The sequence below is a fragment of the Pseudomonas sp. M2 genome (assembly GCF_015751845.1).
GTDB classification, from domain to species: Bacteria; Pseudomonadota; Gammaproteobacteria; order Pseudomonadales; family Pseudomonadaceae; genus Aquipseudomonas; species Aquipseudomonas putida_E.
In genome coordinates, this window is the sequence record NZ_JADOUD010000001.1 from 1,202,573 (window position 1) to 1,228,582 (window position 26,010).

The window sequence follows — 26,010 nt, forward strand, 5'->3', positions numbered from 1 at the left end:
ATCACCTTCAATTTACCCCGAGCCAGATAAGTAGCCGAGCCACCATGTCCGAGCCACGTCAGATTCTCGTCACCAGCGCCCTGCCCTATGCCAATGGGTCCATCCACCTTGGCCATATGCTCGAGTACATCCAGACGGATATGTGGGTTCGCTTTCAGAAGATGCGCGGCAACCAGTGCATCTACGTCTGCGCCGATGACGCCCACGGTTCGGCCATCATGCTGCGCGCCGAAAAGGAAGGCATCACGCCGGAGCAACTGATTGCCAATGTACAGGCCGAGCACAGCAGCGATTTTGCCGACTTCCTGGTGGATTTCGACAACTTCCACTCCACCCACAGTGAAGAAAACCGCGAGCTGTCCAGCCTGATCTACTCGCGCCTGCGCGACGCCGGTCACATTGCCACCCGTTCGGTCACCCAGTACTTCGACCCTGAAAAGGGCATGTTCCTGGCCGACCGTTTCATCAAGGGCACCTGCCCAAAGTGTGCGGCTGACGACCAGTACGGCGACAACTGTGAAAAATGCGGCGCCACCTACGCGCCGACCGAACTGAAAAACCCCAAGTCGGCCATCTCCGGTGCCACCCCGGTGCTGCGCGACTCGCAGCATTTCTTCTTCAAGCTGCCGGACTTCCAGGCCATGCTGCAGCAGTGGACCCGCAGCGGCACCTTGCAGGATGCGGTGGCCAACAAGCTCGCCGAATGGCTGGACTCCGGGCTGCAAGAGTGGGACATCTCGCGTGATGCGCCGTACTTCGGTTTCGAGATCCCGGGCGAGCCTGGCAAGTACTTCTACGTCTGGCTGGATGCGCCGATCGGCTACATGGCCAGCTTCAAGAACCTGTGCGCGCGCCGCCCAGAGTTGGACTTCGATGCGTTCTGGAACAAAGACTCCAAGGCCGAGCTGTACCATTTCATCGGCAAGGACATCGTCAACTTCCATGCCCTGTTCTGGCCAGCCATGCTCGAAGGCGCGGGCCTGCGCAAGCCGACAGCGGTCAACGTGCACGGCTACCTGACCGTCAACGGCGCGAAGATGTCGAAATCGCGCGGCACCTTCATCAAGGCCCGCACCTACCTGGATCACCTGCAGCCCGAATACCTGCGTTACTACTACGCAGCCAAGCTGGGGCGCGGCGTCGATGACCTCGACCTGAACCTTGAGGACTTCGTGCAAAAGGTCAACTCAGACCTGGTCGGCAAAGTGGTCAACATCGCCAGCCGCTGCGCAGGCTTCATCCACAAAGGCAATGACGGCGTGATGGTTGCCGGCGACGCAGCCCCGGAGCTGACCGAGGCATTCCTGGCTGCTGCCCCGGGCATCGCCGAAGCCTACGAGGCCCGCGACTTTGGCCGCGCCATGCGCGAGATCATGGCCCTGGCTGACCGTGCCAATGCCTGGATCGCCGACAAAGCCCCCTGGTCGCTGGCCAAGCAGGAAGGCAAGCAGGACGAAGTGCAGGCGATCTGTGCCCAGGGCATCAACCTGTTCCGCCAACTGGTGATCTTCCTCAAGCCGGTACTACCGGTGCTGGCTGCCGACGCCGAGGCATTCCTGAATGTCGCGCCACTGGCCTGGAGCGACCACCTGTCGCGCCTGGAAAGCCACAAGCTCAACCCGTTCAAGCCCCTGATGAGCCGCATAGAACCTGCCAAGGTCGAAGCCATGATTGCCGCCAGCAAGGAAGACCTGCTGGCAGCCGAAGGCCAGGCGCAGGCACCGGCCGGCAATGGCGAACTGGCCAAGGACCCGCTGTCGGCAGAGATCGAATTCGACACCTTCGCTGCCGTCGACCTGCGCGTGGCGCTGATCGTCAAGGCCGAAGCGGTGCCGGGTGCCGACAAGCTGCTGCAACTGACCCTGGACATCGGTGACGAACGCCGCAATGTGTTCTCGGGTATCAAGTCGGCCTACCCTGATCCATCCAGGCTCGAAGGCCGCCTGACCATGATGGTTGCCAACCTCAAGCCACGGAAAATGCGCTTTGGCGTCTCCGAAGGCATGGTCATGGCAGCAGGCCCTGGCGGTGATGAAATCTACCTGCTCAGCCCTGACAGTGGCGCAAAGCCAGGCCAGCGTATCAAGTAACCCCCCTCAGCCCCGGCCTCACCGCCGGGGCTTTTTCATCCTCCTTGCGCATTGCCGGACAGCGCAGGCGATTCACGGCTATCGTCATTTGCATGAACGACTATGTCCTGATTCTGATCAGCGCCGCACTGGTCAGCCACCTGCTTTTGCACCGACAGCCTGCCTCCCGGCTGCGCGTACATGTGTGCGGCCTGGCCTGCGCGTTGTCGATAATGTTGGCAGTCACCGGCGGCCAACTGCTTGAACACTGGATCGTGGCGCCTTGGCAACTGCAGGAGCTGCGTATGTTCCTGCTGCTGCCCTGGCAGGCGCTACTCGCGTGGGGCATCCCCCAGACGCTTGCCAGGCTGCGCCCGCAGTGGCCCACGCAGAGCCTCATGTGGCCGATACTGGGGAATGTCATGGCACTGGGCATGACACTTCAGGCAATAGGTGAACAGGGCGAATGGCTGGCCACGCTGAGCTGGGGGGTTCTGGCGGGGCTTGGCTTCTGGCTGGCGCTGGCGTTGTTCGACGACCTCCGTCAGCGCTGCGAACACGCACAGGTGCCAGGCGCACTGCGCGGCCTACCCATCGCCCTGCTTGGCGCCAGTGTGATGGGTATGGCGTTCTCTGGCCTCAACGGCATATTCACGCAATGAGCCCGACCATGGCACCACCTGACCCACGCCTGCGCAAAGCCATGGGCCTGGTCTTGTTGGCCTGCCTGCCTGGCCTGCTGGCTTCGTTCTGGCTACTGGGGTGGGGCCTGCTCTGGAGCCTGGGGCTGTGCGCGATCACCGCTGTTTGCTGCGAGGCGGCAGCGCTGGCGTTGCGTAACCAACCGGTCACATCGGCACTGAGCGATGGTAGCGCCTTGGTCACTGCAGTGCTCCTGGCCCTCGCCCTGCCCACCGGGGCGCCGTGGTGGTTGCCGGTGATTGCAGCGGGGGTTGCCATAGGCCTGGGCAAGCAAGCTTTCGGCGGGGCCGGCCGTAACGTGTTCAACCCGGCGATGGTTGGGTACGCCTTCGTGCTGCTGAGCTTCCCATTGCAGATGAACCACTGGCCGGCACAAGCGCCAGGCTTGAGCGATAGTCTGCAGTTGGTCTTTGCCCATGGCGAGCAGATCGATGCGTGGGCTGGGCCCACCGCACTCGACGGCCTCAGGCACAACCGTAGCCTGACCATCGATGAGCTGTTCGCCAGCCACCCAGGCTTCGGCAACGTTGGCGGCCATGGCATCGAATGGGTCAATCTGGCGTTCCTGTCGGGTGGGCTTTTTCTGTTGCAGCGCAAGGTGTTCAGTTGGCATGCGCCTGCAGGTTTGCTGGCAGGATTGTTTCTGTTCAGCCTGCTGGCCTGGAATGGCTCCGGCTCGGACTCCAACGGCTCACCACTGCTACACCTGCTCAGCGGCTCGACCATGCTGGCAGCGTTTTTCATTGCCACGGAACCTGTTTCCGGCCCCAAGACCGACGTTGCCAGGCTGCTGTTCGGGCTGAGCGCAGGGGCTTTGATCTACCTGATCAGGACGTGGGGCAGTTACCCCGATGGTACCGCTTTCGCCATCCTGCTGATGAACCTTGCGGTACCCTCGCTGGACCGCCTTGCCTTGCGGTACCGGCAGGTGAGGCCATGAGGCGCCACGTGCGCAGCGCATTGATACTGCTGGCAGTGGGCAGCCTGGCACTGGCGAGCACGTTGGCCTGGCAGCGCTGGACCCGCGCCCCCATCGCCGAGGCCGAGCAACAGTTTTACGCACGCCGGTTTCTCTCGGTGCTGCCCCCCCACAGCTATGACAATCAGCCACTGAGCACCCCGGTGCCACTCCCTGCAGAACAACCGCCGCATAGCCGCATAATGGCCGCCTACCGTGCTGACCGCGGCACGACCCCCGTAGCCGTCGTCCTGGTTAGCCAGGTACAGGGTTACGCCGCACCAATCCGTTTGACCATTGCCATAAACGTGCAAGGTCGACTGATCGGCACACAAGTGATCGACCATCAGGAAAGCCCGGGGCTCGGAGGACGCATCAGCGACCCGCAAGTGAACTGGCTCGCGCAATTTGCCGACCGTCGCCTGGAGGATCGCTGGGCACTCAAGCGCGACCAAGGTGATTTCGACCAGCTGGCCGGCGCGACGGTCACTTCGCGTGCGGTGATCGAGGCACAGCAGGATGCCCTGCGCTACTTCGACCAGCATCGTGCACTTCTGCTCGGGACGCTCGCCCATGACTAGGTTCTGGCTTTTGGTGGCAGGCCTTGCGCCTGTACTCGGCGCCACACGCACGCTCACTCAAGCCGCCGTCATCGGCACCAGCATGCTGGTGCTGACGGTGCTTCACCAGGCCCTGCTGACTCTTGTGCGCTCAAGGCTTGGCGGTGCGCTGTACACGCTGGCAAGCCTGCTACTGCTAGCGGCCCTTGTCAGTTGCCTGCAGATGGCATTGCGCGCCTGGGCGTTGCCGCTTGCCCTGGCGCTGGGTTACTTCCCGGCGCTGATCTGCCTGCAGTGCCTGGTTACGGACCACCTGTTGGTAGACAAGGACCGCTGGCGTCAACTTTGCCTGCAGATGACCGGCCTGATGGGCCTCTGCCTGTCGCTTGGCGTTATCCGTCAGTGGCTGACCGAGGGGCTGGGCATACCCTTGGCCAGTCTTGCTCCCGGCGCACTGATACTGCTCGGCATGCTGCTGGCCTTGTACAATCGTCTACGCCCGGGCCCCGCCCTCTCACGTCGTCAAGGAAAGCGTTGACCCCATGAATGCCGCAAAACGCCTGGAGATCTTTCGCAGGCTGCACGAAGACAATCCCGACCCCAAGACAGAGCTGGCTTACACCACCCCTTTCGAACTACTCGTGGCCGTGACACTGTCTGCACAGTCCACCGACGTCGGCGTCAACAAGGCCACTGCCCGCCTGTTCCCGGTCGCCAACACCCCCCACGCCATCTACGCACTGGGGGTCGAAGGCCTGAGCGAGTACATCAAGACCATTGGGCTGTATAACAGCAAGGCCAGGAATGTGATCGAAGCCTGCCGCTTGCTGATCGAACGGCATGGAGGCGAAGTTCCGCAAAGCCGTGAAGCGCTAGAGGCGCTGCCCGGTGTTGGCCGCAAGACCGCCAACGTGGTACTCAATACAGCCTTCCGCCAGCCCACCATGGCGGTCGACACGCATATTTTCAGGGTCAGCAATCGCACCGGTATCGCGCCGGGCAAGACCGTGCTGGAAGTCGAGAAAAAACTGCTCAAGTTCGTACCCAAGGATTATCTGCTCGATGCCCATCACTGGCTCATCCTGCACGGGCGTTACGTGTGCCAGGCACGCAAGCCACGTTGCGGCAGTTGCCGGATCGAAGACCTGTGCGAGTTCAAGCAGAAGACGTCGGACGATTGATTCGATAGCGACTTCATGCACGTCCCGATTGAAAAAATCTTTTTTACCAAACTTCGCTTTCTCGCTATAAGGACGGCCAATGGCCCCTTGGCTTGGAGCGACTCATGAGTACCGATAAAGACGAACTGTCGATCGAAGAAGACTTTGTCACAGCTGAAGACGACGCCGAACCTCTGGTTGAAACCGCAAAGACCAACCTGAGCAAGCGTCGCACCATTGACAACCTCCTCGAAGAGCGGCGCCTGCAACGGCAACTCGCCGATTTCGACTACGACCTGTAACGACACCGAGAAAGCCTCCCTCAAGGAGGCTATCTGTATTCAGGGTCACGTCAGGCCATGGCGCCGGGCCAATTCGATCAAGTCCACCAGCGAGTGAGCATTGAGCTTGAGCAGCAAACGGGTCTTGTAGGTACTGACCGTCTTGTTGCTGAGGAACATGCTGTCGGCTATCTCCTTGTTGGACCTGCCCCGGGCAAGTTGCTGAAGCACCATCATTTCCCGTGCCGACAGGCGATCGACCATCTCCGTCTCGCTGGCTCCCCCAACCCGGCCGCGCGACTTGTGCAATGCCTGGTTGGGAAAATAGCTGTAACCAGACAGCACGGCCTTGATCGCACTGAGCAGTTCGGTGAGCTCCTGTTGCTTGCACACATACCCTGAAGCCCCCGCCTGCATGCAACGCATCGAGAAATGCCCGGGCGCCTGCGAGGTAAGCACCAGCACCCGGCTGCCCGGGCTTGCCGAGGCCATGCGGGCAATGACCTCCAACCCGTCGAGCTTGGGAATGCCGATATCCAGCACCACGATATCGGGCAGGTGCTTCCTGGTTAGCTGCAAAGCTGCCACGCCGTTGTCGGTTTCCGCGACCACATCGTATCCATGCCGCTCCATCAGCATGCGCACTGCCAAGCGTATGACAGGATGATCATCCACGATAAGGACTTTATTCATGCGATATCCATTCATTCATTATTTGCTTTGACGACGCGCCACCATAACCGAGCAGCACGCATTATGGCGCGCCAATTCTCCGCGCAAACACATGAATAGATGAACCTTACGTCGGTTTAGGAATTTTCCTACAAAGCACAACTAATCATCCAATAGGAATACCTGTTTAGCCGCAGAAGCGCATTCTTCCTCGAAACAGAGATGAAAACCTGCATAATTCAACAATCAATCCAACATCAAAATAAAAACCTGTTTCAGACATTCCGAAATGCCGGGATCAATTTCCCCCCCCGGAAACGGTGCATAATTTGGTTGAGCGGCTCGGTAGGGTATTGATTGCAAAAACGCAGGAGGCCAACATCATGGCTGCAAACCAACCCACCGCCCAACCCACCGCCCCAATGACGATCATCGCCATCTTTGCAGGCATCATCGAGGCCTCTGCACTGGCAACACTTCAGTTTCTCAGCGAAAAAAGTCAGAGTCTCTATACCTGGTTTTTAGTGGGCTTTCCATTTTTTCTGACGGGGCTATTTTTCCTGACACTCAACTTCAATTACAAATCACTTTACAAGCCCGAAAGTACTTCCGTTGACGGTGCAACCAGTACGCCGCAACCGACAACTTTCGAAGCAGAACCTGTAACGGTCATGCTCTCGGGCCCTGATGCGCAAAGAATGATCGAGCAACATGTACTGAGGACGCTTGCACAACCTCAAGTTACAGGGGGCACCTGGATATACTGCAATCTGGACAAGCAGCAGTGTTTTCGCGTGTCGGTCTGTGAGTTACCGGAAAACGCGACACACCTGAGAAATTGAGCGGTACACGATCTTGCAGCCGAGGAAAACTTCTTCACGGATTGTCGGGCAGGTGGGTATTGGGAAGTGCATACAAAAACCCCGGCCGGGGCCGAATGCCAGTCAGTTAAGCCATATGGGGCCGCTTTGCGGCCCATCGCCGGCAAGCCAGCTCCCACAGGGGCCGCGCAGTACTTGAGGTCTGCGCTGTACCTGTAGGAGCTGGCTTGCCGGCGATGGGCTGCGTAGCAGCCCTAATGACGCTAACTGACTGGCATTAGCCCCAAGCCGGGGTTCATGCAATACGCTTGAAGCCTTAGAGCAACGCGCGGCCTTTGTTGGCAGCGATACGCATGCGCAGTGCATTGAGCTTGATGAAGCCCGCAGCATCGGCCTGGTTGTAGGCGCCGCCATCTTCTTCGAAAGTCGCGATGTTGGCATCGAACAGCGAGTCGTCGGACTTGCGGCCGACCACGGTGACATTGCCCTTGTACAGCTTCAGGCGCACAACACCGTTCACGTTGACCTGCGAAGCATCGATCATCTGCTGAAGCATCAGACGCTCCGGGCTCCACCAGTAACCGGTGTAGATCAGGCTGGCGTACTTGGGCATCAGCTCGTCTTTCAGGTGAGCGACTTCGCGGTCGAGAGTGATCGACTCGATTGCACGGTGAGCCTTGAGCATGATGGTACCGCCCGGAGTCTCGTAGCAGCCGCGCGACTTCATGCCCACGTAACGGTTTTCGACGATGTCCAGACGGCCGATACCATTGGCACCGCCAATGCGGTTCAGGTCGGCCAGGACAGTGGCCGGGCTCTTCTCGACGCCATCGATGGCGACGATGTCACCATTGCGGTAGGTCAGTTCGAGGTAGGTCGCCTGGTCCGGAGCATTCTCCGGCGAGACGCTCCAGCGCCACATGTCTTCTTCGTGCTCGGTCCAGGTATCTTCCAGAACACCGCCTTCGTAGGAGATATGCAGCAGGTTGGCGTCCATCGAGTACGGCGACTTCTTCTTGCCGTGGCGCTCGATCGGGATACCGTGCTTCTCGGCGTAGTCCATCAGCTTCTCGCGGGACAGCAGGTCCCACTCGCGCCATGGGGCGATGACCTTGACGCCCGGCTTGAGTGCATAGGCACCCAGCTCGAAACGGACCTGGTCGTTGCCTTTGCCGGTGGCGCCGTGGGAAATGGCGTCAGCGCCGGTTTCGTTGGCGATTTCGATCAGGCGCTTGGCGATCAGCGGACGTGCGATGGAAGTACCCAGCAGGTACTCGCCTTCGTAGACGGTGTTGGCGCGGAACATGGGGAAGACGAAGTCACGCACGAACTCTTCGCGCAGGTCGTCGATATAGATCTCTTTGACGCCCATTGCCTGGGCTTTGGCGCGAGCCGGCTCGACTTCTTCGCCCTGACCCAGGTCAGCGGTGAACGTCACCACTTCGCAGTCGTAGGTATCCTGCAGCCACTTGAGAATCACCGAAGTATCAAGGCCGCCGGAATACGCCAGTACGACCTTTTTTACGTCCGCCATGCCATCACTCCACGGGGTTGTACGGAAAGGGGTCGATTCTACCGGCGTTGCGGATAAATTTACAGTGGGGCGACAGCTTCTGACGACAAAGCGACAGGAACTGTCAAAGGGGCGACGCCCTGCAGCGTCAGGAAGGTTTCGCAGCAGGCGGCACAGGAGCAGCGCTGGCGGGGCCTGGCGCAGGCGCCGTAGCGGGGGCCGTCGCTGGGGCCGGATGCTGGACAGGTTGGGCCGCAGGTTTCTCGACCGGCGTGACACGATCCAGTTCGATATTGACGCGCCGGTTGCGTGCGCGGTTTGCGGCGCTGTTGTTCTTAACCAACGGATAACGTTCGCCATGGAAGCGCACGGTAATCTGCTCCTCCGGTACCCCATGGGCCTTGAAGTAATCAGCAACCGCCAACGCACGGCGCCGTGAGGTATCACGGTTGGTCAAGCGATTGCCGCTGTTGTCGGAGTGGCCATTGAGCTCGATATGGTTGACCGTCGGATCGGCCTTCAAGTAATCCAGGACCACATCCAGTCGCGCCCGCGCCGCGGCATCCAGGTCGATGCCCCCTCCAGGGAACCCCACCTGCGTCTGGCGCACCTGGTCATAGTTCATCGCCAACATCTTGCCGGCACACGCCTGATAATCACTCCACGCCTTGGCAAAGCTCACCGGCAGCACACGCACTTCGATCGGCCGCCCCGCCTCCCCGGTATAGCTTCGCACCACCGTACTGCGGCCATCGAGCAGGCCATTGATCAAGCGGCTGGCCTGGCCTTGGGATGAACTGAACAGCACCCCAGTGCGCGCCAGCCGCACCGCCCCCAGGTTGATATCGCCACGGCCCGGCTGCCAAGGGGCCGCAGCCGCCAGCAGCGTAGCGGAACCGGCCCCCAGCACATTACTGCCAGAACGCAGCTGGAACACTGGCTGCTCCCCCGCCCGGCGCACGAACTCACCACTGCCGAAACCATCGATCGGCTGAATCAGGCGGCATTCGAACTGATCACCCTCGACTTTCCAGGCGATGTTTTCCATGCGGGTCTGGAAGGTCAATGCACCGGCCGGCAGGCTGGCGAACAGGGTCAACAGGGCTAGGTAACGCTGGCGCACGGGAGGCTCCACTAATTCTGACGGCTTACAGGCAGGCTATCGGACGCTTGCCGGAAAACTTGATAGCCGTGCTCGGGCGAGGGTTTTCCGGTAGCATTGGCGCCTGAGTTCGACCCGCCTGGAATCCCCAATGTCCGATCGCCTGACCCTCCTGCGTCCCGACGACTGGCACATCCATCTGCGCGATGGTGCCGTCCTGCCCCATACCGTTGGCGATGTGGCGCGTACTTTCGCCCGTGCCATCATCATGCCCAACCTGGTTCCACCGGTACGCAATGCCGACGAAGCCGGGGCCTACCGTGAGCGCATCCTCAGTGCCCGTCCGGCCGGTAGCCGCTTCGAGCCGTTGATGGTGCTGTACCTCACCGACCGCACCAGCCCCGAGGACATCCGCGCGGCCAAGGCCAGCGGCATCGTGTACGCCGCCAAGCTGTATCCGGCCGGCGCCACCACCAACTCCGATTCCGGGGTGACCAGCATCGACAATATCTTCCCGGCCATCGAAGCGCTGGCTGAAGTCGGCATGCCGTTGCTGGTGCATGGTGAAGTGACCCGCAGCGAGATCGACGTGTTCGACCGCGAAAAACGCTTCATCGACGAACACATGCGTCGCCTGGTCGAGCGCTTCCCCACGCTGAAAGTGGTGTTCGAACACATCACCACCGCCGATGCAGCGCAATTCGTCACCGAGGCGCCTGCCAACGTCGGTGCGACCATCACCGCACAGCATCTTTTGTACAACCGCAACCACATGCTGGTCGGCGGCATTCGGCCACATTTCTACTGCCTGCCGATTCTCAAGCGCAACACCCACCAGGTGGCGCTGCTGGACGCGGCCACCAGTGGCAACCCGAAGTTCTTCCTCGGCACCGACTCGGCACCCCACGCCCGCCACGCCAAGGAAGCTGCCTGCGGTTGTGCCGGTTGCTACACCGCCTATGCGGCCATCGAGATGTATGCCGAAGCCTTCGAACAGCGCAATGCGCTGGACAAACTGGAAGGTTTCGCCAGCCTGCATGGTCCGGCCTTCTACGGCCTGCCGGCAAATACCGACACGATTACCCTGGTCCGTGAAGAATGGACTGCCCCGGACAGCCTGCCGTTTGGCGAGCAGACCGTGATCCCGCTGCGCGCCGGTGAAAAACTGCGTTGGCGCCTGCTGGAGGACAACGCGTGAGCGAAGACCTCTACGAAGACGAGCAGGACGGCCAGGCCAGCAGCGGTTCACGCCACCCGATGGCCGAGCGCTTCCGTGGCTACCTGCCGGTAGTGGTGGATGTCGAGACCGGCGGTTTCAACAGCGCCACCGATGCCCTGCTGGAAATCGCCGCAGTGACCATCGGTATGGACGAGAAGGGCTTCCTATTCCCGGAGCACACCTACTTCTACCGTGTGGAGCCGTTCGAGGGGGCCAATATCGAGGCTGCCGCGCTGGAGTTCACCGGCATCAAGCTGGACCACCCGCTGCGCATGGCGGTGAGCGAGGAAAGCGCGCTGACCGACATCTTCCGCGGCGTGCGCAAGGCATTGAAGGCCAACGGCTGCAAGCGGGCGATCCTGGTCGGCCACAACAGCAGCTTCGACCTGGGTTTCCTGAATGCGGCGGTGACGCGCAACGATCTGAAGCGCAACCCGTTCCACCCGTTCTCCAGCTTCGACACCGCCACCCTGGCTGGCCTGGCGTACGGCCAGACCGTGCTCGCAAGGGCCTGCCAGAGCGCGGACATCGACTTCGACGGCCGTGAGGCGCACTCGGCACGTTACGACACCGAGAAGACAGCCGAACTCTTCTGCGGCATCGTCAACCGCTGGAAAGAGATGGGCGGCTGGCGCGATTTCAACGATTGAGGCACAGAGCGGCAAGCTGCACGCTGCAAGAAAGAGCAGCCCGCATGCGCTCTGCTTTTCGCTTGAAGCTTGCAGCTAAAAAAAAACCGGCCACGAAGGCCGGTTTTTTTATGCGCTCGGCAATTACAGCTTGCCAGCGTTCTCGCTCAGGTAAGCAGCAACGCCTTCTGGCGAAGCGTTCATGCCCTTGTCGCCTTTCTTCCAGTTGGCCGGGCAGACTTCACCGTGCTCTTCGTGGAATTGCAGGGCATCGACCAGGCGCAGCAGCTCGTCCATGTTACGACCCAGCGGCAGGTCATTGATGATCTGCGAACGGACAACGCCGTTGGTGTCGATCAGGAAGGCACCACGGAAAGCCACGCCGCCTTCGGACTCGACGTCGTAGGCCTTGCAGATTTCGTGGGTCATGTCGGCTGCCAGGGTGTATTTGACCTGGCCGATACCGCCATTGTTGACCGGGGTGTTACGCCAGGCGTTGTGGGTGAAGTGCGAGTCGATCGAAACGCCGATCACTTCAACGTTGCGGGCCTGGAAGTCCGGAATGCGGTTGTCCAGGGCGATCAGCTCGGACGGGCATACGAAGGTGAAGTCCAGTGGGTAGAAGAACACCAGGCCGTACTTGCCCTTGATGGCCGAGGCCAGGTTGAAGCTGTCGACGATTTCGCCATTGCCCAGTACAGCCGGGACGGTGAAGTCGGGGGCTTTTTTGCCAACGAGTACGCTCATTGCAATCTCCTGATGAGGGTGAAGAACCGTTTGCCAGGCCAAGGCGGGCTTGCCCGACATCCAACAAAGGCCGACCATCATACACGGCTTCCGGTGACAGGCCGAATCCAACCGCCGGTCGCTCAAGCACGGCACTTACAGAAAGTGTTTTGACAAGCATTCTCATTACCATTACTCTCCACCCATCGACTCAACCAGCGATGGTCCGACTTTATGTATGTGTGTCTTTGTGTCGGCGTGACCGACGGACAGATCCGCGATGCGATCTATGAAGGATGCTGCAGCTACAAGGACGTCAGAGCCGCGACCAATGTCGCCAGCCAATGTGGCAAATGCGCGTGCCTGGCCAAGCAGGTAGTCCGCGAGACCCTGACCGAGCTTCAGGTGAGCCAGCAAGCCGCCCTGCCCTATCCGGTGGAATTTACTGCCGCCTGATATCGCCCAATTCGAAGAACCGGACCTCGTGTCCGGTTTTTTTATGCCTACAATTCAATAAGTTAGCGTCCCAACGCGGTTCACAAACATTCTTATTCCTATTAATTTTCACTTATTATTCAAGAACTTAGGTTTGACAGCCCTAAGTATCAGGCTCAAACTTCCCTGTATCGGCACACTTCTCAGGGCAGGAACCCGCAATGAAAGGCGACGTAAGCGTCATCCAGCATCTCAACAAGATCCTCGGAAACGAGCTGGTCGCGATCAACCAGTACTTCCTGCACGCACGCATGTACGAAGATTGGGGCCTGAACAAGCTCGGCAAGCACGAGTACAAGGAATCCATCGATGAGATGAAACACGCTGACAAGTTGATCAAGCGTATTCTCTTCCTAGAAGGCATCCCGAACGTACAGGACCTGGGCAAGCTGCTGATCGGCGAGCACACCAAGGAAATGCTCGAATGCGATCTGAAGATCGAGCAGAAAGGCCTGGTCGATCTCAAAGCCGCCATCGCCCACTGCGAAACCGTCGGTGACTTCGGCTCGCGTGAACTGCTTGAAGACATCCTCGAATCCGAGGAAGAACACATTGACTGGCTGGAAACTCAATTGAGCCTGATCGACAAGATCACCATCGAGAACTACCTGCAGTCGCAGATGGGCGAAGAGTAAATTCCGGCCCCATAAAAAAACCCGCCATGAGCGGGTTTTTTTATGCTTGCCGAAAGATCAGGCTTCGGAAGCCTTGGCCTTGGCAGCGGCGTCCTTGATCAGTGTCTGCAGCTCACCGTTCTCGAACATCTCCAGCATGATGTCGCTACCGCCGACCAGCTCGCCAGCTACCCACAGTTGCGGGAAGGTCGGCCAGTTGGCGTATTTAGGCAGGTTGGCGCGGATTTCCGGGTTCTGCAGGATATCCACGTAAGCAAACTTTTCGCCACAACCCATCACAGCTTGCGATGCCTTGGCCGAGAACCCGCATTGCGGGGCATTCGGCGAGCCCTTCATGTAAAGCAGAATGGTGTTGTTGGCAATCTGCTCTTTGATCGTTTCGATGATATCCATGGAACACCTCGTCTGAACTTTCCGACTCGATGGTCGGCACGGTGACGCATTGTATCGGAAACCTGAGCCTAATGCTCGGCATTGCCGGTGCTCAGGCGGCGCTCACCTGCACGGGTACGCCATTGAGCGCCGCATTCCCGGAAACAGCGTCACGCAGACGCTCATCGGTCAGGTCATTGGCACTGATGCCGGGTTGCGCCTGGGCGATCTGCAGGTTGACGCCCTGGCGGCCATGACCAAAGCCATGCGGCAGGCTGACCACACCAGGCATGATGTCCTCACAGGCCTGCACCTCGACTTCCAGGTCACCGGTGCGCGAACGGATGCGTACCCGCTGGCCATCCTCCAACTGCCGCTGGCGCATGTCCTGCGGATGCATCAACAACTGATGGCGTGGCTTGCCTTTGACCAGGCGATGGTAGTTGTGCATCCACGAGTTGTTGCTGCGTACATGGCGACGCCCGATAAGCAGCAAATCACCCGCTACTGCCGGTACGCATTCGGCCAACCGGCGCAAGTCCTCCAGCACAATCTGGGGCGCCGCCTCCACGGCGTTGCTGGCAGTCGCCAGGCGCCCTCGCAGATTAGCGCCCAAGGGGCCCAGATCGAGGCCATGAGGGTATTGATCAAGCGTTTCAAGCGAAAGCTTGCGGGGACTTTCGTCGCCATAGCGGCCCTTGCGCAACGCCAGGTCGATCATCTGCGCAGGTGCCATGGTCGGTTTCAGTTCCAGTTCTGCACGCTTGGCAAAGGCTTGCGCCAGGCCAACGAAAATTTCCCAGTCGTGCAAGGCGCCTGCAGGCTTGGCCAGTATGGCCCGGTTGAAGCGGGTGACATTACGCACAGCCAGCAGGTTGAAGGTGCTGTCGTAATGGTCGTTTTCCAGTGCCGAAGTAGACGGCAGGATCAGGTCGGCGTGGCGGGTCGTCTCGTTGATGTAAAGGTCGATGCTGAGCATGAACTCCAGCCCCTGCAGCGCCGCATCCAACTGCCTGCCATTGGGGGTGGACAGCACCGGGTTACCGGCGACGGTCACCAGGGCCCGCACCTGCCCCTCGCCGGGCGTGAGCATTTCCTCGGCCAGGGCCGCCACGGGCAGCTCACCAGCGTATTCGGGCAACCCCGACACGCGGCTCTGCCAGGCATTGAAATGCCCGCCCGAGGTGCTCGCCACCAGGTCCACGGCAGGCTCGGTGCACAGCGCACCGCCTCGACGATCCAGGTTGCCGGTTACCAGATTGATGACTTGCACCAGCCAGTGGCACAAGGTGCCGAAAGCCTGTGTCGACACGCCCATGCGGCCATAGCAGACCGCCTTGTCGGCAGCGGCGAAATCCCGTGCCAACTGCCGAATGCTGGCAGCATCGATGCCGCACTGGGCGCTCATGGCTTCGGCGGTGAACGGCTTGATCGCCGTGCGCACCTGCTCCAGGCCATTGACCGGCAGATGCGAACCACGCGCCAGGCCTTCATCGAAGAGGGTATTGAGCAAACCGCACAGCAGCGCCGCATCGCCGCCGGGGCGCACGAACAGGTGCCGGTCGGCCATGGCGGCAGTTTCACTGCGTCGCGGGTCCACCACAACCAGTTGCCCGCCTCTCGCTTTCAAGGCCTTGAGGCGCTTTTCCACATCCGGCACGGTCATGATGCTGCCATTGGAGGCCAAAGGATTGCCCCCGAGGATCAGCATGAAATCGGTGTGATCGATGTCCGGGATCGGCAACAGCAGGCCGTGGCCATACATCAGGTAGCTGGTCAGGTGCTGAGGCAACTGGTCCACAGAGGTGGCGGAAAAACGGTTACGTGTCTTGAGCAGCCCCAGGAAGTAATTGCTGTGGGTCATCAAGCCGTAGTTGTGCACGCTCGGGTTACCCTGGTAAACCGCCACCGCGTTACGCCCATGTGCCTGCTGTATCGACCACAGCTTATCGGCGGCCAGGGCAAAGGCCTCCTCCCAACTGATGGCCTGCCATCGCTCCCCCACCCGTCGGTGCGGTTGGCGCAGGCGGTCCGGGTCATCCTGGATATCCTGCAAAGCCACGGCCTTGGGGCAGATGTGGCCACGGCTGAACGGATCCAGGGGGTCGCCCTTGATTGCACTGATGCGCGCGCTCCCGTCGCTTTCATGGCTGACTTCGATGTTCAGCCCGCAGATCGCCTCACACAGGTGGCAGGCACGGTGATGCAGGGTCTTGGTCATGGCTGCCTCTGCCTTGCAATTGTTGAAAACCGACTATGCCCCCTGCCCTTGCACCCTGCCAGCGCGCTTCGCAGCGTGAATCTCCCGACATCAGGCGCACGATTTGCGACAGCCATTTGCCAAATTGCCAGCAAGCCGTGTACAACCTCTGTAGCAAATAAAAAACAGCGCAGGCTCAAGGGGTAACGACACCCTTTGCAACAGAGCCGCTGTTCCCCCTCTTGGTTTTAGGCGACATTTAATTATAGTATTGCGCCTTTCCCTATTTCGTCCGCCCCGTGCGGCTTACGCCGCAGGTCACTCCCGTTGTCAAAAAAACCATACGGTCGACCTGCATACCGTTGCAGATAAGGTAGTCAATCATGAGCGCAAGGCACTTTCTCTCCCTGCTGGATTTCACCACCGACGAATTGCTCGGTGTGATCCGCCGAGGCATCGAGCTGAAGGACCTGCGCAAGCGCGGCGTGCTGTTCGAACCGCTGAAAAACCGTGTCCTGGGCATGATCTTCGAAAAATCCTCCACCCGGACCCGGGTGTCGTTCGAAGCCGGCATGATCCAGCTCGGTGGCCAGGCTATCTTCCTGTCGCCACGCGACACACAGCTGGGCCGGGGCGAACCGATCAGCGACAGCGCCATCGTGCTGTCGAGCATGGTCGATGCGGTGATGATCCGCACCCACGCGCACAGCACCCTCACCGAGTTCGCCGCCAATTCACGCGTACCGCTGATCAATGGCCTTTCCGATGAGTCGCACCCCTGCCAATTGCTGGCCGACATGCAGACGTTCCACGAGCACCGTGGCGCTATCCAGGGCAAGACCGTGGCCTGGATCGGCGATGGTTTCAATATGTGCAACTCGTACATCGAGGCTGCCCGGCAGTTCGATTTCCAGCTGCGCATCGCCTGCCCGGAAGGTTATGACCCTGACCCACGCTTCATGGCACTGGGCGCAGACCGCGTGCAGATCATCCGCGATCCACGTGAAGCCGTACGTGGCGCGCATCTGGTGACCACCGATGTCTGGACTTCCATGGGCCAAGAAGAGGAAACTGCACGGCGCCTGGCGCATTTCGCGCCTTACCAGGTCACCCGCGAACTGCTTGACCTGGCGGCACCCGATGCCCTGTTCATGCACTGCCTGCCCGCCCACCGCGGCGAGGAAATCAGCCATGACCTGCTCGACGACCCCCGTTCGGTCGCGTGGGACCAGGCTGAAAACCGCCTGCATGCACAGAAGGCCCTTCTCGAATTCCTTGTCGAACCGGCTTACCACCACGCATGAGTCAACCCCTACTGCTCAACCTGCGCAACCTCGCCTGCGGCTACGGCGACCAGCGCATCGTCCAGAACCTCAACCTGCACCTGAACGCAGGCGACATCGGTTGCCTGCTGGGTTCGTCGGGTTGCGGCAAGACCACCACCCTGCGCGCCATCGCCGGCTTCGAGCCGGTACACGAAGGTGAGATCCAGCTCGCGGGCGAAGTCATTTCCCGCGCCGGTTTTACCCTGTCCCCGGAGAAGCGCCGCATAGGCATGGTGTTCCAGGACTATGCGCTGTTCCCGCACCTGACCGTGGCGCAAAACATCGCCTTCGGCATCGCCAAGCACCCATCCCAGGGGCAGGTGGTCGAAGAAATGCTCGAGCTGGTCAAGCTCGGTGGCCTCGGCGGGCGGTACCCGCATGAGCTCTCAGGCGGCCAGCAACAGCGCGTGGCCCTGGCCCGGGCGCTGGCCCCAGAGCCGCAATTGCTGCTGCTGGACGAGCCGTTTTCCAACCTGGACGTCGAATTGCGCCGACGCCTGAGCCACGAAGTCCGTGACATCCTCAAAAGCCGTGGTACCAGCGCGATTCTGGTTACCCATGACCAAGAAGAAGCCTTCGCGGTCAGCGACCATGTGGGCGTGTTCAAGGAAGGCCGCCTGGAGCAGTGGGACACGCCCTACAACCTCTACCATGAGCCGCAGACGCCATTCGTCGCCAGTTTCATCGGCCAGGGTTATTTCATCCGTGGCCAGATGAGCAGCCATGAGTCAGTCAACACCGAGCTCGGAGAGCTGCGGGGTAACCGCGCCTACATCATGGCCCCCGGCAGCTCGGTAGACGTGCTGCTGCGCCCTGACGATATCGTCCCTGACGCCGACAGCGCACTGCGCGCAAGCATCGTCGGCAAGAGTTTCCTGGGCGCATCGACACTGTACCGCCTGCAATTGCCGACAGGCAGCCAGCTGGAAGCGATCTTCCCGAGCCATATCGATCACCAAATTGGCGAGCAGGTCGGCATTACCGTCAAAGCTGACCACCTGGTGCTGTTCCCGGTACCCGGCAGTGTCGCGGCGCAGTTGCCACGGCAGGAAAACGGAGTGCGTCGCTACAGCTCGGCGACCTGATTCAGCAACGTGGGGCTGCCAGGCGACCCCTGCGCAGCTCAACCCCGACCGATACCGGCGAAGGTGCCCTGGGTCTGCTCGGCCAGTACAGCAGCAGCCAGTTCCACTTCCAACCCCCGTCGCCCGGCACTGACATGGATGGTGGCAAAGTTCTGCGCCGAATCGTCGATGAAGGTGCGCAGACGCTTTTTCTGCCCCAGCGGACTGATTCCGCCCACCAGGTAACCTGTGGCACGCTGAGCTGCCGCGGGGTCGGCCATCTCGCATTTCTTCACGCCTGCGGCATGGGCAAGCGCCTTGAGGTCCAGCGTGCCCACAACAGGCACCACGGCCACCAGCAACTCGCCCTTCTCACTACAGGCCAACAAGGTCTTGAACACCTGCTGCGGTTCCAGCCCCAGTTTTTCAGCCGCCTCCAGCCCATAAGACGCCGACTTTGGATCGTGTTCATAACTGTGCACGCGATGTTGCGCGCGCGCCTTTTTCAAAAGATCGAGGGCCGGGGTCATGCAGTGCTCCGCTCCGAGACAATTCGGCGGCTACTTTAGGACAAATCCTACACTCCAGCCAGTTCACAGCTGACACGCCGCTCTAGCGTGGGATTCGCGCCCGCATTCAACGCTCATATCGTGACCGATCGTTCACTTTCGACCTTTGACATAAGCGTTTCTTGTCTATATTTTTTCGTTTCTGAATAAATGGTGCACTTTTTAAGTGCATTCCTACATGCGCCCGGGGTCAATGGGGATGGACGCCGGGCTTTGCTGTCGAGCGCTTAGCGCCTCACAACAAAAAAAAAGAGGTCATACATGACGACTGCTCTACGCGAACCTACGCTGTCCAGCCAATGCCTGGCCGAATTCCTCGGCACGGCGCTGCTCATCTTTTTCGGCACAGGATGCGTCGCCGCCCTCAAGGTCGCGGGCGCCAGCTTTGGACTGTGGGAAATCAGCATCATCTGGGGCGTCGGCGTGAGCATGGCGATCTACTTCACCGCCGGTATATCAGGTGCGCACCTGAACCCGGCCGTCAGCATCGCCCTTACCCTGTTCGCAAGCTTCGACAAACGCAAACTGCCGTTCTACATGCTGGCCCAGGTTTGCGGCGCCTTCTGCGGCGCGGCGCTGGTCTACACCCTGTACAGCAACCTGTTCTTCGATTTCGAACAAACCCATGCCATGCTGCGCGGCAGTAGCGAAAGCCTGGAACTGGCGGCGGTGTTCTCCACCTACCCACACCCTTCGCTTTCCACCGCACAGGCGTTCCTGGTCGAAGTGGTGATCACTGCAATCCTGATGGCGGTCATCATGGCCCTGACCGACGACAACAACGGCCTGCCCCGTGGTGCGATGGCACCGCTGCTGATCGGCCTGTTGATCGCCGTGATCGGTAGCGCCATGGGCCCGCTGACCGGCTTTGCGATGAACCCGGCCCGCGATTTCGGGCCCAAACTGATGACCTTCCTGGCCGGCTGGGGCGAAATCGCCTTCACTGGCGGTCGGGATATCCCTTATTTCCTGGTTCCGGTGTTCGCGCCGATCTTCGGCGCTTGCCTGGGTGCTGCGACCTATCGTGGCTTGATCGCCCGCAACCTGCCGACGGCACCAAGCGCGAACCCAGAGACAAACGGCAATCGCCAGGGCGATACTCAAGCCAACTGATGCTGGCGCCCTGACTTCCTCATTTTGCAAGGCCTATGACCATGACAGATACCCAGGACAAGAACTACATCATCGCCCTGGACCAGGGCACCACCAGCTCGCGGGCCATCATCTTTGACCGCGACGCCAATGTGGTCGGCACCTCCCAGCGCGAGTTCGCCCAGCATTATCCACAAGCCGGCTGGGTCGAACACGACCCGATGGAGATCTTCGCCACACAGAGCGCGACCATGGTCGAAGCCTTGGCACAGGCCGGCATCAGCCATGCGCAGGTCGCCGCACTGGGCATCACCAACCAGCGTGAAACCACAGTGGTATGGGACAAGGAAACCGGCCGCCCGGTGTACAACGCCATCGTCTGGCAGTGCCGGCGCAGTACAGAGATCTGCGCACAACTCAAGCGCGACGGGCATGAACAATACATTCGCGAAACCACCGGCCTGGTCACCGATCCGTACTTCTCCGGCACCAAGCTCAAGTGGATCCTCGACAATGTAGAGGGCGTACGTGAGCGGGCCGAACGCGGCGAACTGTTGTTCGGTACCGTGGATACCTGGCTTATCTGGAAGTTTTCCGGCGGCAAGGTGCATGTCACCGACTACACCAATGCCTCGCGCACGTTGATGTTCAACATCCACAGCCTGCAGTGGGATGAAACGATGCTCGACATTCTCGGCATCCCGCGCCAGATGCTGCCCCAGGTGCGCCCGTCTTCCGAAGTCTACGGCCACACCAAGAGCGGCATAGCCATTGCCGGTATCGCCGGTGACCAGCAGTCCGCGCTGTTCGGCCAGATGTGCGTGGAACCCGGTCAGGCCAAGAACACCTATGGCACGGGTTGTTTCCTGCTGATGAACACGGGCGACAAAGCCGTAACCTCCTCCCACGGCCTGCTGACCACCATTGCCTGCGGGCCACGTGGCGAAGTGGCCTATGCCCTGGAAGGCGCAGTGTTCAACGGTGGTTCCACCGTGCAATGGCTGCGCGACGAACTCAAGATCGTCAACGATGCCCTGGACACCGAGTACTTCGCCAGCAAGGTCAAGGACAGCAACGGGGTTTACCTTGTGCCCGCCTTCACCGGCCTGGGCGCACCGTACTGGGACCCTTACGCCCGCGGCGCGCTGTTCGGCCTGACGCGCGGGGTGAAAGTCGACCACATCATCCGTGCTGCGCTGGAGTCGATCGCCTACCAGACCCGCGACGTACTGGACGCCATGCAGCAGGACTGCGGCCAACGCCTGTCCGAGTTGCGTGTCGACGGTGGCGCGGTGGCCAACAATTTCCTCATGCAATTCCAGGCCGACATTCTCGGCACCTGTGTGGAACGCCCGAAAATGCGCGAAACCACTGCCCTTGGCGCCGCTTACCTGGCGGGCCTGGCCTGTGGTTTCTGGAGTGGCCTGGACGAGTTGCGTGACAAGGCGATCATCGAGCGCGAGTTCAGCCCGCAACTCGATGAAGCGAAGAAGGAAAAACTGTACGCCGGCTGGCGCAAAGCCGTCGAGCGTACCCGCGACTGGGAAGATCACGAGGCCTGATCGCCCTGGGCAGGGGCTGCTTCGCGGCCCCCGTCACCCCACGGCCTACTGGCCGTAGTCCCTTTCCTACGGCATCATTGCAGAATTTGTCCGGCAGCCCATAAGGACCGCCCATGAATCTGCCCCCACGCCAACAACAAATCCTCGAGCTGGTACGCGAACGCGGCTACGTCAGCATCGAAGAAATGGCGCAGCTGTTCGTCGTCACCCCGCAAACCATCCGTCGCGACATCAACCAGCTCGCCGAGCTCAATCTGCTGCGCCGCTACCACGGTGGCGCCGCCTATGATTCGAGTATCGAGAACACTGCTTACGCCATGCGCGCCGACCAGATGCGCGACGAAAAACAGCGTATTGCCGACGCCGTGGCCCGGCAAATTCCTGACCATGCCTCGCTGTTCATCAACATCGGCACCACCACCGAATCGATTGCCCGGGCGCTGCTCAACCACAACCACCTGAAGGTCATCACCAACAACCTGCACGTTGCTGCGATCCTTGCCGCCAAGGATGATTTCGAAGTATTGGTCGCAGGCGGCACAGTACGCCGTGACGGGGGCGTGGTTGGCCAGGCGAGCGTCGATTTCATCAGCCAGTTCAAGGTCGACTTCGCCTTGGTCGGCATCAGCGGTATCGATGAAGACGGTAGCCTGCTGGACTTCGACTACCAGGAAGTACGGGTTTCCCAAGCAATCATCGCCAACGCCCGTCAGGTCATCCTGGCTGCCGACTCCAGCAAATTCGGGCGTAACGCCATGGTACGCCTGGGCTCGATCAGCCTGGTCGATTGCCTGGTGACCGACCAGCAGCCATCCCCTGCACTGGGTGAGTTGCTCAACCAGTACAAGATCCGGCTCGAGGTGGTTTAAACCGCAAGCGGGTCCAGAAGGGCCCGCGATTTTCGATATTGTTCATTTTATTGTCATCTCATCAGTTTTTTCTATAAACACTGACTGGCGATGGCCGTTCTGTTGCGCTAGTATTTTCGGAAACGAACATTAATGTTCATATTCGATGTGAACAGCCCCAGGAGGCCTTGCCCGTGTCCCAGCCCGTTTCGTCCCAGCCCCTACTTGCCGATTGCTATGATCTTGCCGTGATCGGCGGTGGCATCAACGGCGTGGGCATTGCTGCCGACGCCGCCGGGCGTGGCCTCAAGGTCTTCCTCTGCGAAAAGGACGACTTGGCCCAGCACACCTCCTCGGCCAGCAGCAAGCTGATCCATGGCGGCCTGCGCTACCTGGAACACTATGAATTCCGCCTGGTCCGCGAGGCACTGGCCGAGCGCGAAGTGCTACTGGCCAAGGCACCGCACATCGTCAAACCAATGCGCTTCGTGCTGCCGCACCGCCCGCACCTGCGCCCGGCCTGGATGATCCGTGCCGGCCTGTTCCTCTACGATCACCTGGGCAAGCGCAAGCGCCTGGGCGCCTCGCGCAGCCTGCGCTTTGGCCCGGGCTACCCGCTCAAGCCGGCCATCACCCGCGGTTTCGAATATGCAGACTGCGCGGTAGACGACGCCCGCCTGGTAGTACTCAATGCCATGGCTGCACGCGAGCAAGGTGCGCACATTCATACCCGCACCCGCTGCCTGCGCGCAGAACGTGTCGATGGCCTGTGGCAGGTAGAGCTGCAGCATGCCGACGGCAGCCTGCAGACGATTCGCGCGCGTGCCTTGGTCAACGCCGCCGGTCCGTGGGTCGCCCGGTTCATCAAGGATGACCTCAAACTCGATGCACCGTACGGCATACGCTTGATCCAGGGCAGCCACCTCATCGTGCCGCGCCTGTACGAGGGGGATCACGCCTACATCCTGCAGAACGAGGACCAACGCATTGTCTTCTGCATCCCCTACCTGGACCGCTTCACCCTGATCGGCACCACCGATCGCGAATACAGCGGCGATCCGGCCAAGGTGGCGATCACCGGGCAGGAAACCGACTATCTGCTCAAAGTGGTCAACGCACACTTCAATCATCAGTTGAGCCCCAGCGATATCCTGCACACCTACTCTGGCGTGCGGCCGCTGTGCAACGACGAATCGGACAACCCGTCCGCAGTCACGCGTGACTACACCCTCGCGCTGTCCACGACCCAAGGCGAGGCGCCGTTGCTGTCCGTGTTTGGCGGCAAGCTGACCACATACCGCAAGCTTGCAGAATCGGCCATGGCAGAACTCAAGCCGTTCTTCACCCAGATGGGCAAAAGCTGGACAGCCAGCGCCACACTGCCAGGTGGTGAAGACATGAGTACACCTCAGGCACTGGTCGACGACCTGCTTGCGCGCCATCAATGGCTCGCGCCGGACATCGCCAAGCGCTGGGCGGTAACCTACGGCAGCCGCACCTGGCAATTGCTGGAAGGTGTGAGCGGCCCGCAGGATCTGGGCCAAGCGATTGGGGGTGGCCTCTTCACCCGTGAAGTCGATTACCTGCGCCAAACCGAATGGGCCGTCAGCAGTCAGGATATTCTCTGGCGCAGGACCAAGCTGGGCCTGTTCACCAGCGAGAGTGAACAGCGCGCACTGGCTGACTACCTGGCACAGGGCAACGCACGCAGCAACGCCGCCTGAACCTTGTAGGGCGACCGCATGGCGGTCGCCCTACGCTCAGGCTTCCCGCCCATACGCCTCTTTTGCCAATGCCAGGTAAAGGGCCCGTTCCTCGCTATTGAGCGCTTCCATCAATGCCGCAGCGTGCTCAAGGTACTGCTGCTCACCCGACTCGCCAGCCTGACGCTCATAGGCTTCCAGCTGTTCATGATACGGCGCGGCCAGGGCTTCGAAGCGCTCGGGATTGAGATTGCGCACAAACCCTTGCCAAAACTCTCGTTGCGCCAGTGCATTGCTTAACACGTCGATGTTTTCACCGGCGATGACGGTATTGCCCGCCCGCATGATCCGTGTGCGCGTGAGCTCCTGATAAAGAGGCAGCAAGCTCAACATGTGCTTTTCATGCAGGGGTGTTATTTAAAGCTGACGCCACGGACTCTGCGAGGCGCCCACCGTTCGGATTGCCGAACACAATAGAGGCACTCATTCGGCGTTCCGACCACGTGGCTTTGCGCAAAAACCTTCATATAGGGTTCATGCCCAGGCTTTTCGCGGGGTTATGATCATTGTGAGAGCTTGGCACGAGTCATGCTCTACACTTGGAAGCCGAATGCACAACGCTTCATGCTGCATGCGTTGAACGAAAGAGTCCGCCAACGGCTCCATAAAAAAAACAAACACGTCGAGGAAAATTTGATGCGTATCGTTCGTCAATTGCTGGGGGCCGCCATCGCGGCTGCAGTCATCGCTTCGCCCGCCATGGCCGAGGAGCTGACCGGCACCCTGAAGAAGATCAAGGAGTCGGGCACCATCACCCTGGGGCACCGTGACTCCTCCATTCCGTTTTCCTACCTGGCTGGCAAGCCGCAACCCGTGGGTTACTCCCATGACATCCAGCTGGCAGTGGTCGAAGCCCTGAAGAAACAACTGGGTACTGACATCAAGGTCCGTTACAACCTGGTCACTTCGCAAACCCGTATCCCGCTGGTGCAGAACGGCACCGTCGACCTGGAATGCGGCTCCACCACCAACAACGTCGAGCGCCAGCAGCAGGTCGCCTTCTCGGTGGGTATCTTCGAAGTCGGCACGCGCCTGCTGACCAAGGTCAAGGATGGTCAGCCGTCCTATAAAGACTTCCCGGATCTGGCCGGCAAGAACGTGGTGACCACCGCCGGCACCACCTCCGAGCGCATCCTCAAGGCGATGAACGCCGACAAGCAGATGAAGATGAACGTGATTTCCGCCAAGGACCACGGTGAAGCCTTCAACATGCTTGAAAGCAACCGTGCCGTGGCCTTCATGATGGACGACGCTCTGCTGGCCGGTGAAATGGCCAAAGCGCGCAAGCCTGCGGACTGGGTGATCACCGGAACGCCACAGTCTTACGAGATCTATGGCTGCATGATGCGCAAGGGCGACGAGACCTTCAAGAAAGCCGTCGACGATGCCATCGTGGGCTATTTCAAGTCGGGCGAAGTCAACAAGAGCTACGACAAGTGGTTCCAGCAGCCGATTCCGCCAAAAGGCCTGAACCTTCAGTTCCCGATGAGCGACGAACTGAAAAAGCTGATCGCCGAGCCGACCGACAAGGCCGCAGACGAGAAGAAATCCTGATCCTCAGTTAGTGGCCTGGTGCGCAAGCGCACGAATCAACGCTGCAAGCCACTCATTAGTGTCTAACCTTTCATCCGAGGGCGCCAAGCGCCCCCGGATGCTCGAAGGTGCCCGTGAAA

General features: G+C 60.3%; 27 protein-coding genes. 19 read left to right on the forward strand and 8 right to left on the reverse strand.

Features of this window, described 5'->3' with window-relative positions; all coding sequences use genetic code 11:
• Nucleotides 1-44 precede the first annotated feature (44 nt).
• From metG to IWW33_RS05715, 7 genes are all read left to right on the forward strand, one after another.
• The gene (gene metG, locus IWW33_RS05685) at nt 45-2,090 is read left to right on the forward strand and encodes a methionine--tRNA ligase (RefSeq protein WP_174142050.1); all 2,046 of its coding nucleotides are present in this window, start codon (nt 45-47) and stop codon (nt 2,088-2,090) included.
• 92 nt (nt 2,091-2,182) lie between these two features.
• Nucleotides 2,183-2,731 carry an Rnf-Nqr domain containing protein gene (locus tag IWW33_RS05690; protein ID WP_174142051.1) on the forward strand — a complete coding sequence of 183 codons (549 nt, stop codon included), beginning with the start codon at nt 2,183-2,185 and terminating at the stop codon, nt 2,729-2,731.
• A gap of 8 nt (nt 2,732-2,739) precedes the next feature.
• Nucleotides 2,740-3,711 carry an RnfABCDGE type electron transport complex subunit D gene (locus IWW33_RS05695; RefSeq protein WP_115273720.1) on the forward strand — a complete coding sequence of 324 codons (972 nt, stop codon included), beginning with the start codon at nt 2,740-2,742 and terminating at the stop codon, nt 3,709-3,711.
• On the forward strand, nt 3,708-4,310 hold the full coding sequence (locus IWW33_RS05700) for an RnfABCDGE type electron transport complex subunit G (RefSeq protein WP_046787752.1): 603 nt from the start codon (nt 3,708-3,710) through the stop codon (nt 4,308-4,310). The genes IWW33_RS05695 and IWW33_RS05700 overlap by 4 nt, the downstream gene beginning before the upstream one ends.
• Nucleotides 4,303-4,827: an Rnf-Nqr domain containing protein gene (locus tag IWW33_RS05705; RefSeq protein ID WP_046787753.1), complete on the forward strand. Its 525-nt coding sequence runs from the start codon at nt 4,303-4,305 to the stop codon at nt 4,825-4,827. The genes IWW33_RS05700 and IWW33_RS05705 overlap by 8 nt, the downstream gene beginning before the upstream one ends.
• A gap of 4 nt (nt 4,828-4,831) precedes the next feature.
• Nucleotides 4,832-5,470 (forward strand): endonuclease III, encoded by a 639-nt coding sequence (gene nth / locus IWW33_RS05710; protein WP_046787754.1) that lies wholly within the window; start codon nt 4,832-4,834, stop codon nt 5,468-5,470.
• Nucleotides 5,471-5,574: 104 nt separating this feature from the next.
• On the forward strand, nt 5,575-5,751 hold the full coding sequence (locus IWW33_RS05715) for a hypothetical protein (RefSeq protein WP_046787755.1): 177 nt from the start codon (nt 5,575-5,577) through the stop codon (nt 5,749-5,751).
• Between the two features lie 45 nt (nt 5,752-5,796).
• Here the strand turns inward: IWW33_RS05715 and IWW33_RS05720 are convergent, their stop codons facing one another.
• Nucleotides 5,797-6,423 carry a response regulator transcription factor gene (locus IWW33_RS05720; RefSeq protein ID WP_046787756.1) on the reverse strand — a complete coding sequence of 209 codons (627 nt, stop codon included), beginning with the start codon at nt 6,421-6,423 and terminating at the stop codon, nt 5,797-5,799.
• A gap of 362 nt (nt 6,424-6,785) precedes the next feature.
• Here IWW33_RS05720 and IWW33_RS05725 point away from each other — a divergent pair, with 362 nt between their 5' ends.
• Nucleotides 6,786-7,244: a hypothetical protein gene (locus IWW33_RS05725; RefSeq protein WP_196914254.1), complete on the forward strand. Its 459-nt coding sequence runs from the start codon at nt 6,786-6,788 to the stop codon at nt 7,242-7,244.
• 295 nt (nt 7,245-7,539) lie between these two features.
• Here IWW33_RS05725 and IWW33_RS05730 read toward each other — a convergent pair whose 3' ends face one another.
• Nucleotides 7,540-8,757 carry an argininosuccinate synthase gene (locus IWW33_RS05730; protein ID WP_046787758.1) on the reverse strand — a complete coding sequence of 406 codons (1,218 nt, stop codon included), beginning with the start codon at nt 8,755-8,757 and terminating at the stop codon, nt 7,540-7,542.
• Nucleotides 8,758-8,884: 127 nt separating this feature from the next.
• Entirely contained in the window at nt 8,885-9,859 is a 975-nt protein-coding gene (locus tag IWW33_RS05735) for an OmpA family protein (RefSeq protein WP_046787759.1), read from the reverse strand.
• Between the two features lie 130 nt (nt 9,860-9,989).
• On the opposite strand from IWW33_RS05735, the gene pyrC reads away from it, so the two are divergent.
• Complete coding sequence (gene pyrC / locus IWW33_RS05740) at nt 9,990-11,036, forward strand: dihydroorotase (protein ID WP_046787760.1); 1,047 nt, start codon at nt 9,990-9,992, stop codon at nt 11,034-11,036.
• Nucleotides 11,033-11,707 (forward strand): ribonuclease T, encoded by a 675-nt coding sequence (gene rnt, locus IWW33_RS05745; protein WP_046787761.1) that lies wholly within the window; start codon nt 11,033-11,035, stop codon nt 11,705-11,707. Before pyrC ends, rnt begins: the two co-directional genes overlap by 4 nt.
• Before the next feature lie 123 nt (nt 11,708-11,830).
• Here the strand turns inward: rnt and IWW33_RS05750 are convergent, their stop codons facing one another.
• Nucleotides 11,831-12,433 (reverse strand): peroxiredoxin, encoded by a 603-nt coding sequence (locus tag IWW33_RS05750; protein WP_012273884.1) that lies wholly within the window; start codon nt 12,431-12,433, stop codon nt 11,831-11,833.
• A gap of 213 nt (nt 12,434-12,646) precedes the next feature.
• On the opposite strand from IWW33_RS05750, the gene IWW33_RS05755 reads away from it, so the two are divergent.
• Both IWW33_RS05755 and bfr read left to right on the forward strand, forming a co-directional pair.
• Nucleotides 12,647-12,868 (forward strand): bacterioferritin-associated ferredoxin, encoded by a 222-nt coding sequence (locus IWW33_RS05755; RefSeq protein WP_039601808.1) that lies wholly within the window; start codon nt 12,647-12,649, stop codon nt 12,866-12,868.
• 200 nt (nt 12,869-13,068) lie between these two features.
• Nucleotides 13,069-13,542, forward strand: coding sequence for a bacterioferritin (gene bfr, locus IWW33_RS05760; protein ID WP_046787762.1), 474 nt, complete (start codon nt 13,069-13,071; stop codon nt 13,540-13,542).
• 57 nt (nt 13,543-13,599) lie between these two features.
• On the opposite strand, the gene grxD is transcribed toward bfr, so the two are convergent.
• Together grxD and IWW33_RS05770 are read right to left on the reverse strand one after the other, a co-directional pair.
• Entirely contained in the window at nt 13,600-13,935 is a 336-nt protein-coding gene (gene grxD, locus IWW33_RS05765) for a Grx4 family monothiol glutaredoxin (RefSeq protein WP_012313029.1), read from the reverse strand.
• Nucleotides 13,936-14,026: 91 nt separating this feature from the next.
• Entirely contained in the window at nt 14,027-16,135 is a 2,109-nt protein-coding gene (locus IWW33_RS05770) for a molybdopterin oxidoreductase family protein (RefSeq protein ID WP_174142053.1), read from the reverse strand.
• A gap of 362 nt (nt 16,136-16,497) precedes the next feature.
• Here IWW33_RS05770 and argF point away from each other — a divergent pair, with 362 nt between their 5' ends.
• Both argF and IWW33_RS05780 read left to right on the forward strand, forming a co-directional pair.
• Entirely contained in the window at nt 16,498-17,418 is a 921-nt protein-coding gene (gene argF, locus IWW33_RS05775; RefSeq protein ID WP_046787764.1) for an ornithine carbamoyltransferase, read from the forward strand.
• Complete coding sequence (locus IWW33_RS05780) at nt 17,415-18,524, forward strand: ABC transporter ATP-binding protein (protein WP_046787765.1); 1,110 nt, start codon at nt 17,415-17,417, stop codon at nt 18,522-18,524. The genes argF and IWW33_RS05780 overlap by 4 nt, the downstream gene beginning before the upstream one ends.
• Nucleotides 18,525-18,562: 38 nt before the next feature.
• Here the strand turns inward: IWW33_RS05780 and ybaK are convergent, their stop codons facing one another.
• Entirely contained in the window at nt 18,563-19,033 is a 471-nt protein-coding gene (gene ybaK / locus IWW33_RS05785; RefSeq protein ID WP_046787766.1) for a Cys-tRNA(Pro) deacylase, read from the reverse strand.
• Nucleotides 19,034-19,333: 300 nt separating this feature from the next.
• Here ybaK and IWW33_RS05790 point away from each other — a divergent pair, with 300 nt between their 5' ends.
• The 4 genes from IWW33_RS05790 (at nt 19,334) to glpD (ending at nt 24,298) form a co-directional block, all read left to right on the forward strand.
• Complete coding sequence (locus IWW33_RS05790) at nt 19,334-20,185, forward strand: MIP/aquaporin family protein (protein ID WP_046787767.1); 852 nt, start codon at nt 19,334-19,336, stop codon at nt 20,183-20,185.
• Between the two features lie 41 nt (nt 20,186-20,226).
• Nucleotides 20,227-21,726 carry a glycerol kinase GlpK gene (gene glpK, locus IWW33_RS05795; protein WP_046787768.1) on the forward strand — a complete coding sequence of 500 codons (1,500 nt, stop codon included), beginning with the start codon at nt 20,227-20,229 and terminating at the stop codon, nt 21,724-21,726.
• Between the two features lie 113 nt (nt 21,727-21,839).
• Nucleotides 21,840-22,595: a DNA-binding transcriptional repressor GlpR gene (gene glpR, locus IWW33_RS05800; RefSeq protein WP_115273715.1), complete on the forward strand. Its 756-nt coding sequence runs from the start codon at nt 21,840-21,842 to the stop codon at nt 22,593-22,595.
• Nucleotides 22,596-22,768: 173 nt separating this feature from the next.
• The gene (gene glpD / locus IWW33_RS05805; protein ID WP_115273714.1) at nt 22,769-24,298 is read left to right on the forward strand and encodes a glycerol-3-phosphate dehydrogenase; all 1,530 of its coding nucleotides are present in this window, start codon (nt 22,769-22,771) and stop codon (nt 24,296-24,298) included.
• Nucleotides 24,299-24,334: 36 nt separating this feature from the next.
• Here glpD and IWW33_RS05810 read toward each other — a convergent pair whose 3' ends face one another.
• Nucleotides 24,335-24,670, reverse strand: a complete 336-nt coding sequence (locus tag IWW33_RS05810) for a hypothetical protein (RefSeq protein ID WP_196914255.1) — start codon at nt 24,668-24,670, stop codon at nt 24,335-24,337.
• A gap of 303 nt (nt 24,671-24,973) precedes the next feature.
• Here IWW33_RS05810 and IWW33_RS05815 point away from each other — a divergent pair, with 303 nt between their 5' ends.
• Nucleotides 24,974-25,891 carry a glutamate/aspartate ABC transporter substrate-binding protein gene (locus tag IWW33_RS05815; RefSeq protein ID WP_115273713.1) on the forward strand — a complete coding sequence of 306 codons (918 nt, stop codon included), beginning with the start codon at nt 24,974-24,976 and terminating at the stop codon, nt 25,889-25,891.
• The last annotated feature ends 119 nt before the right edge of the window (nt 25,892-26,010 follow it).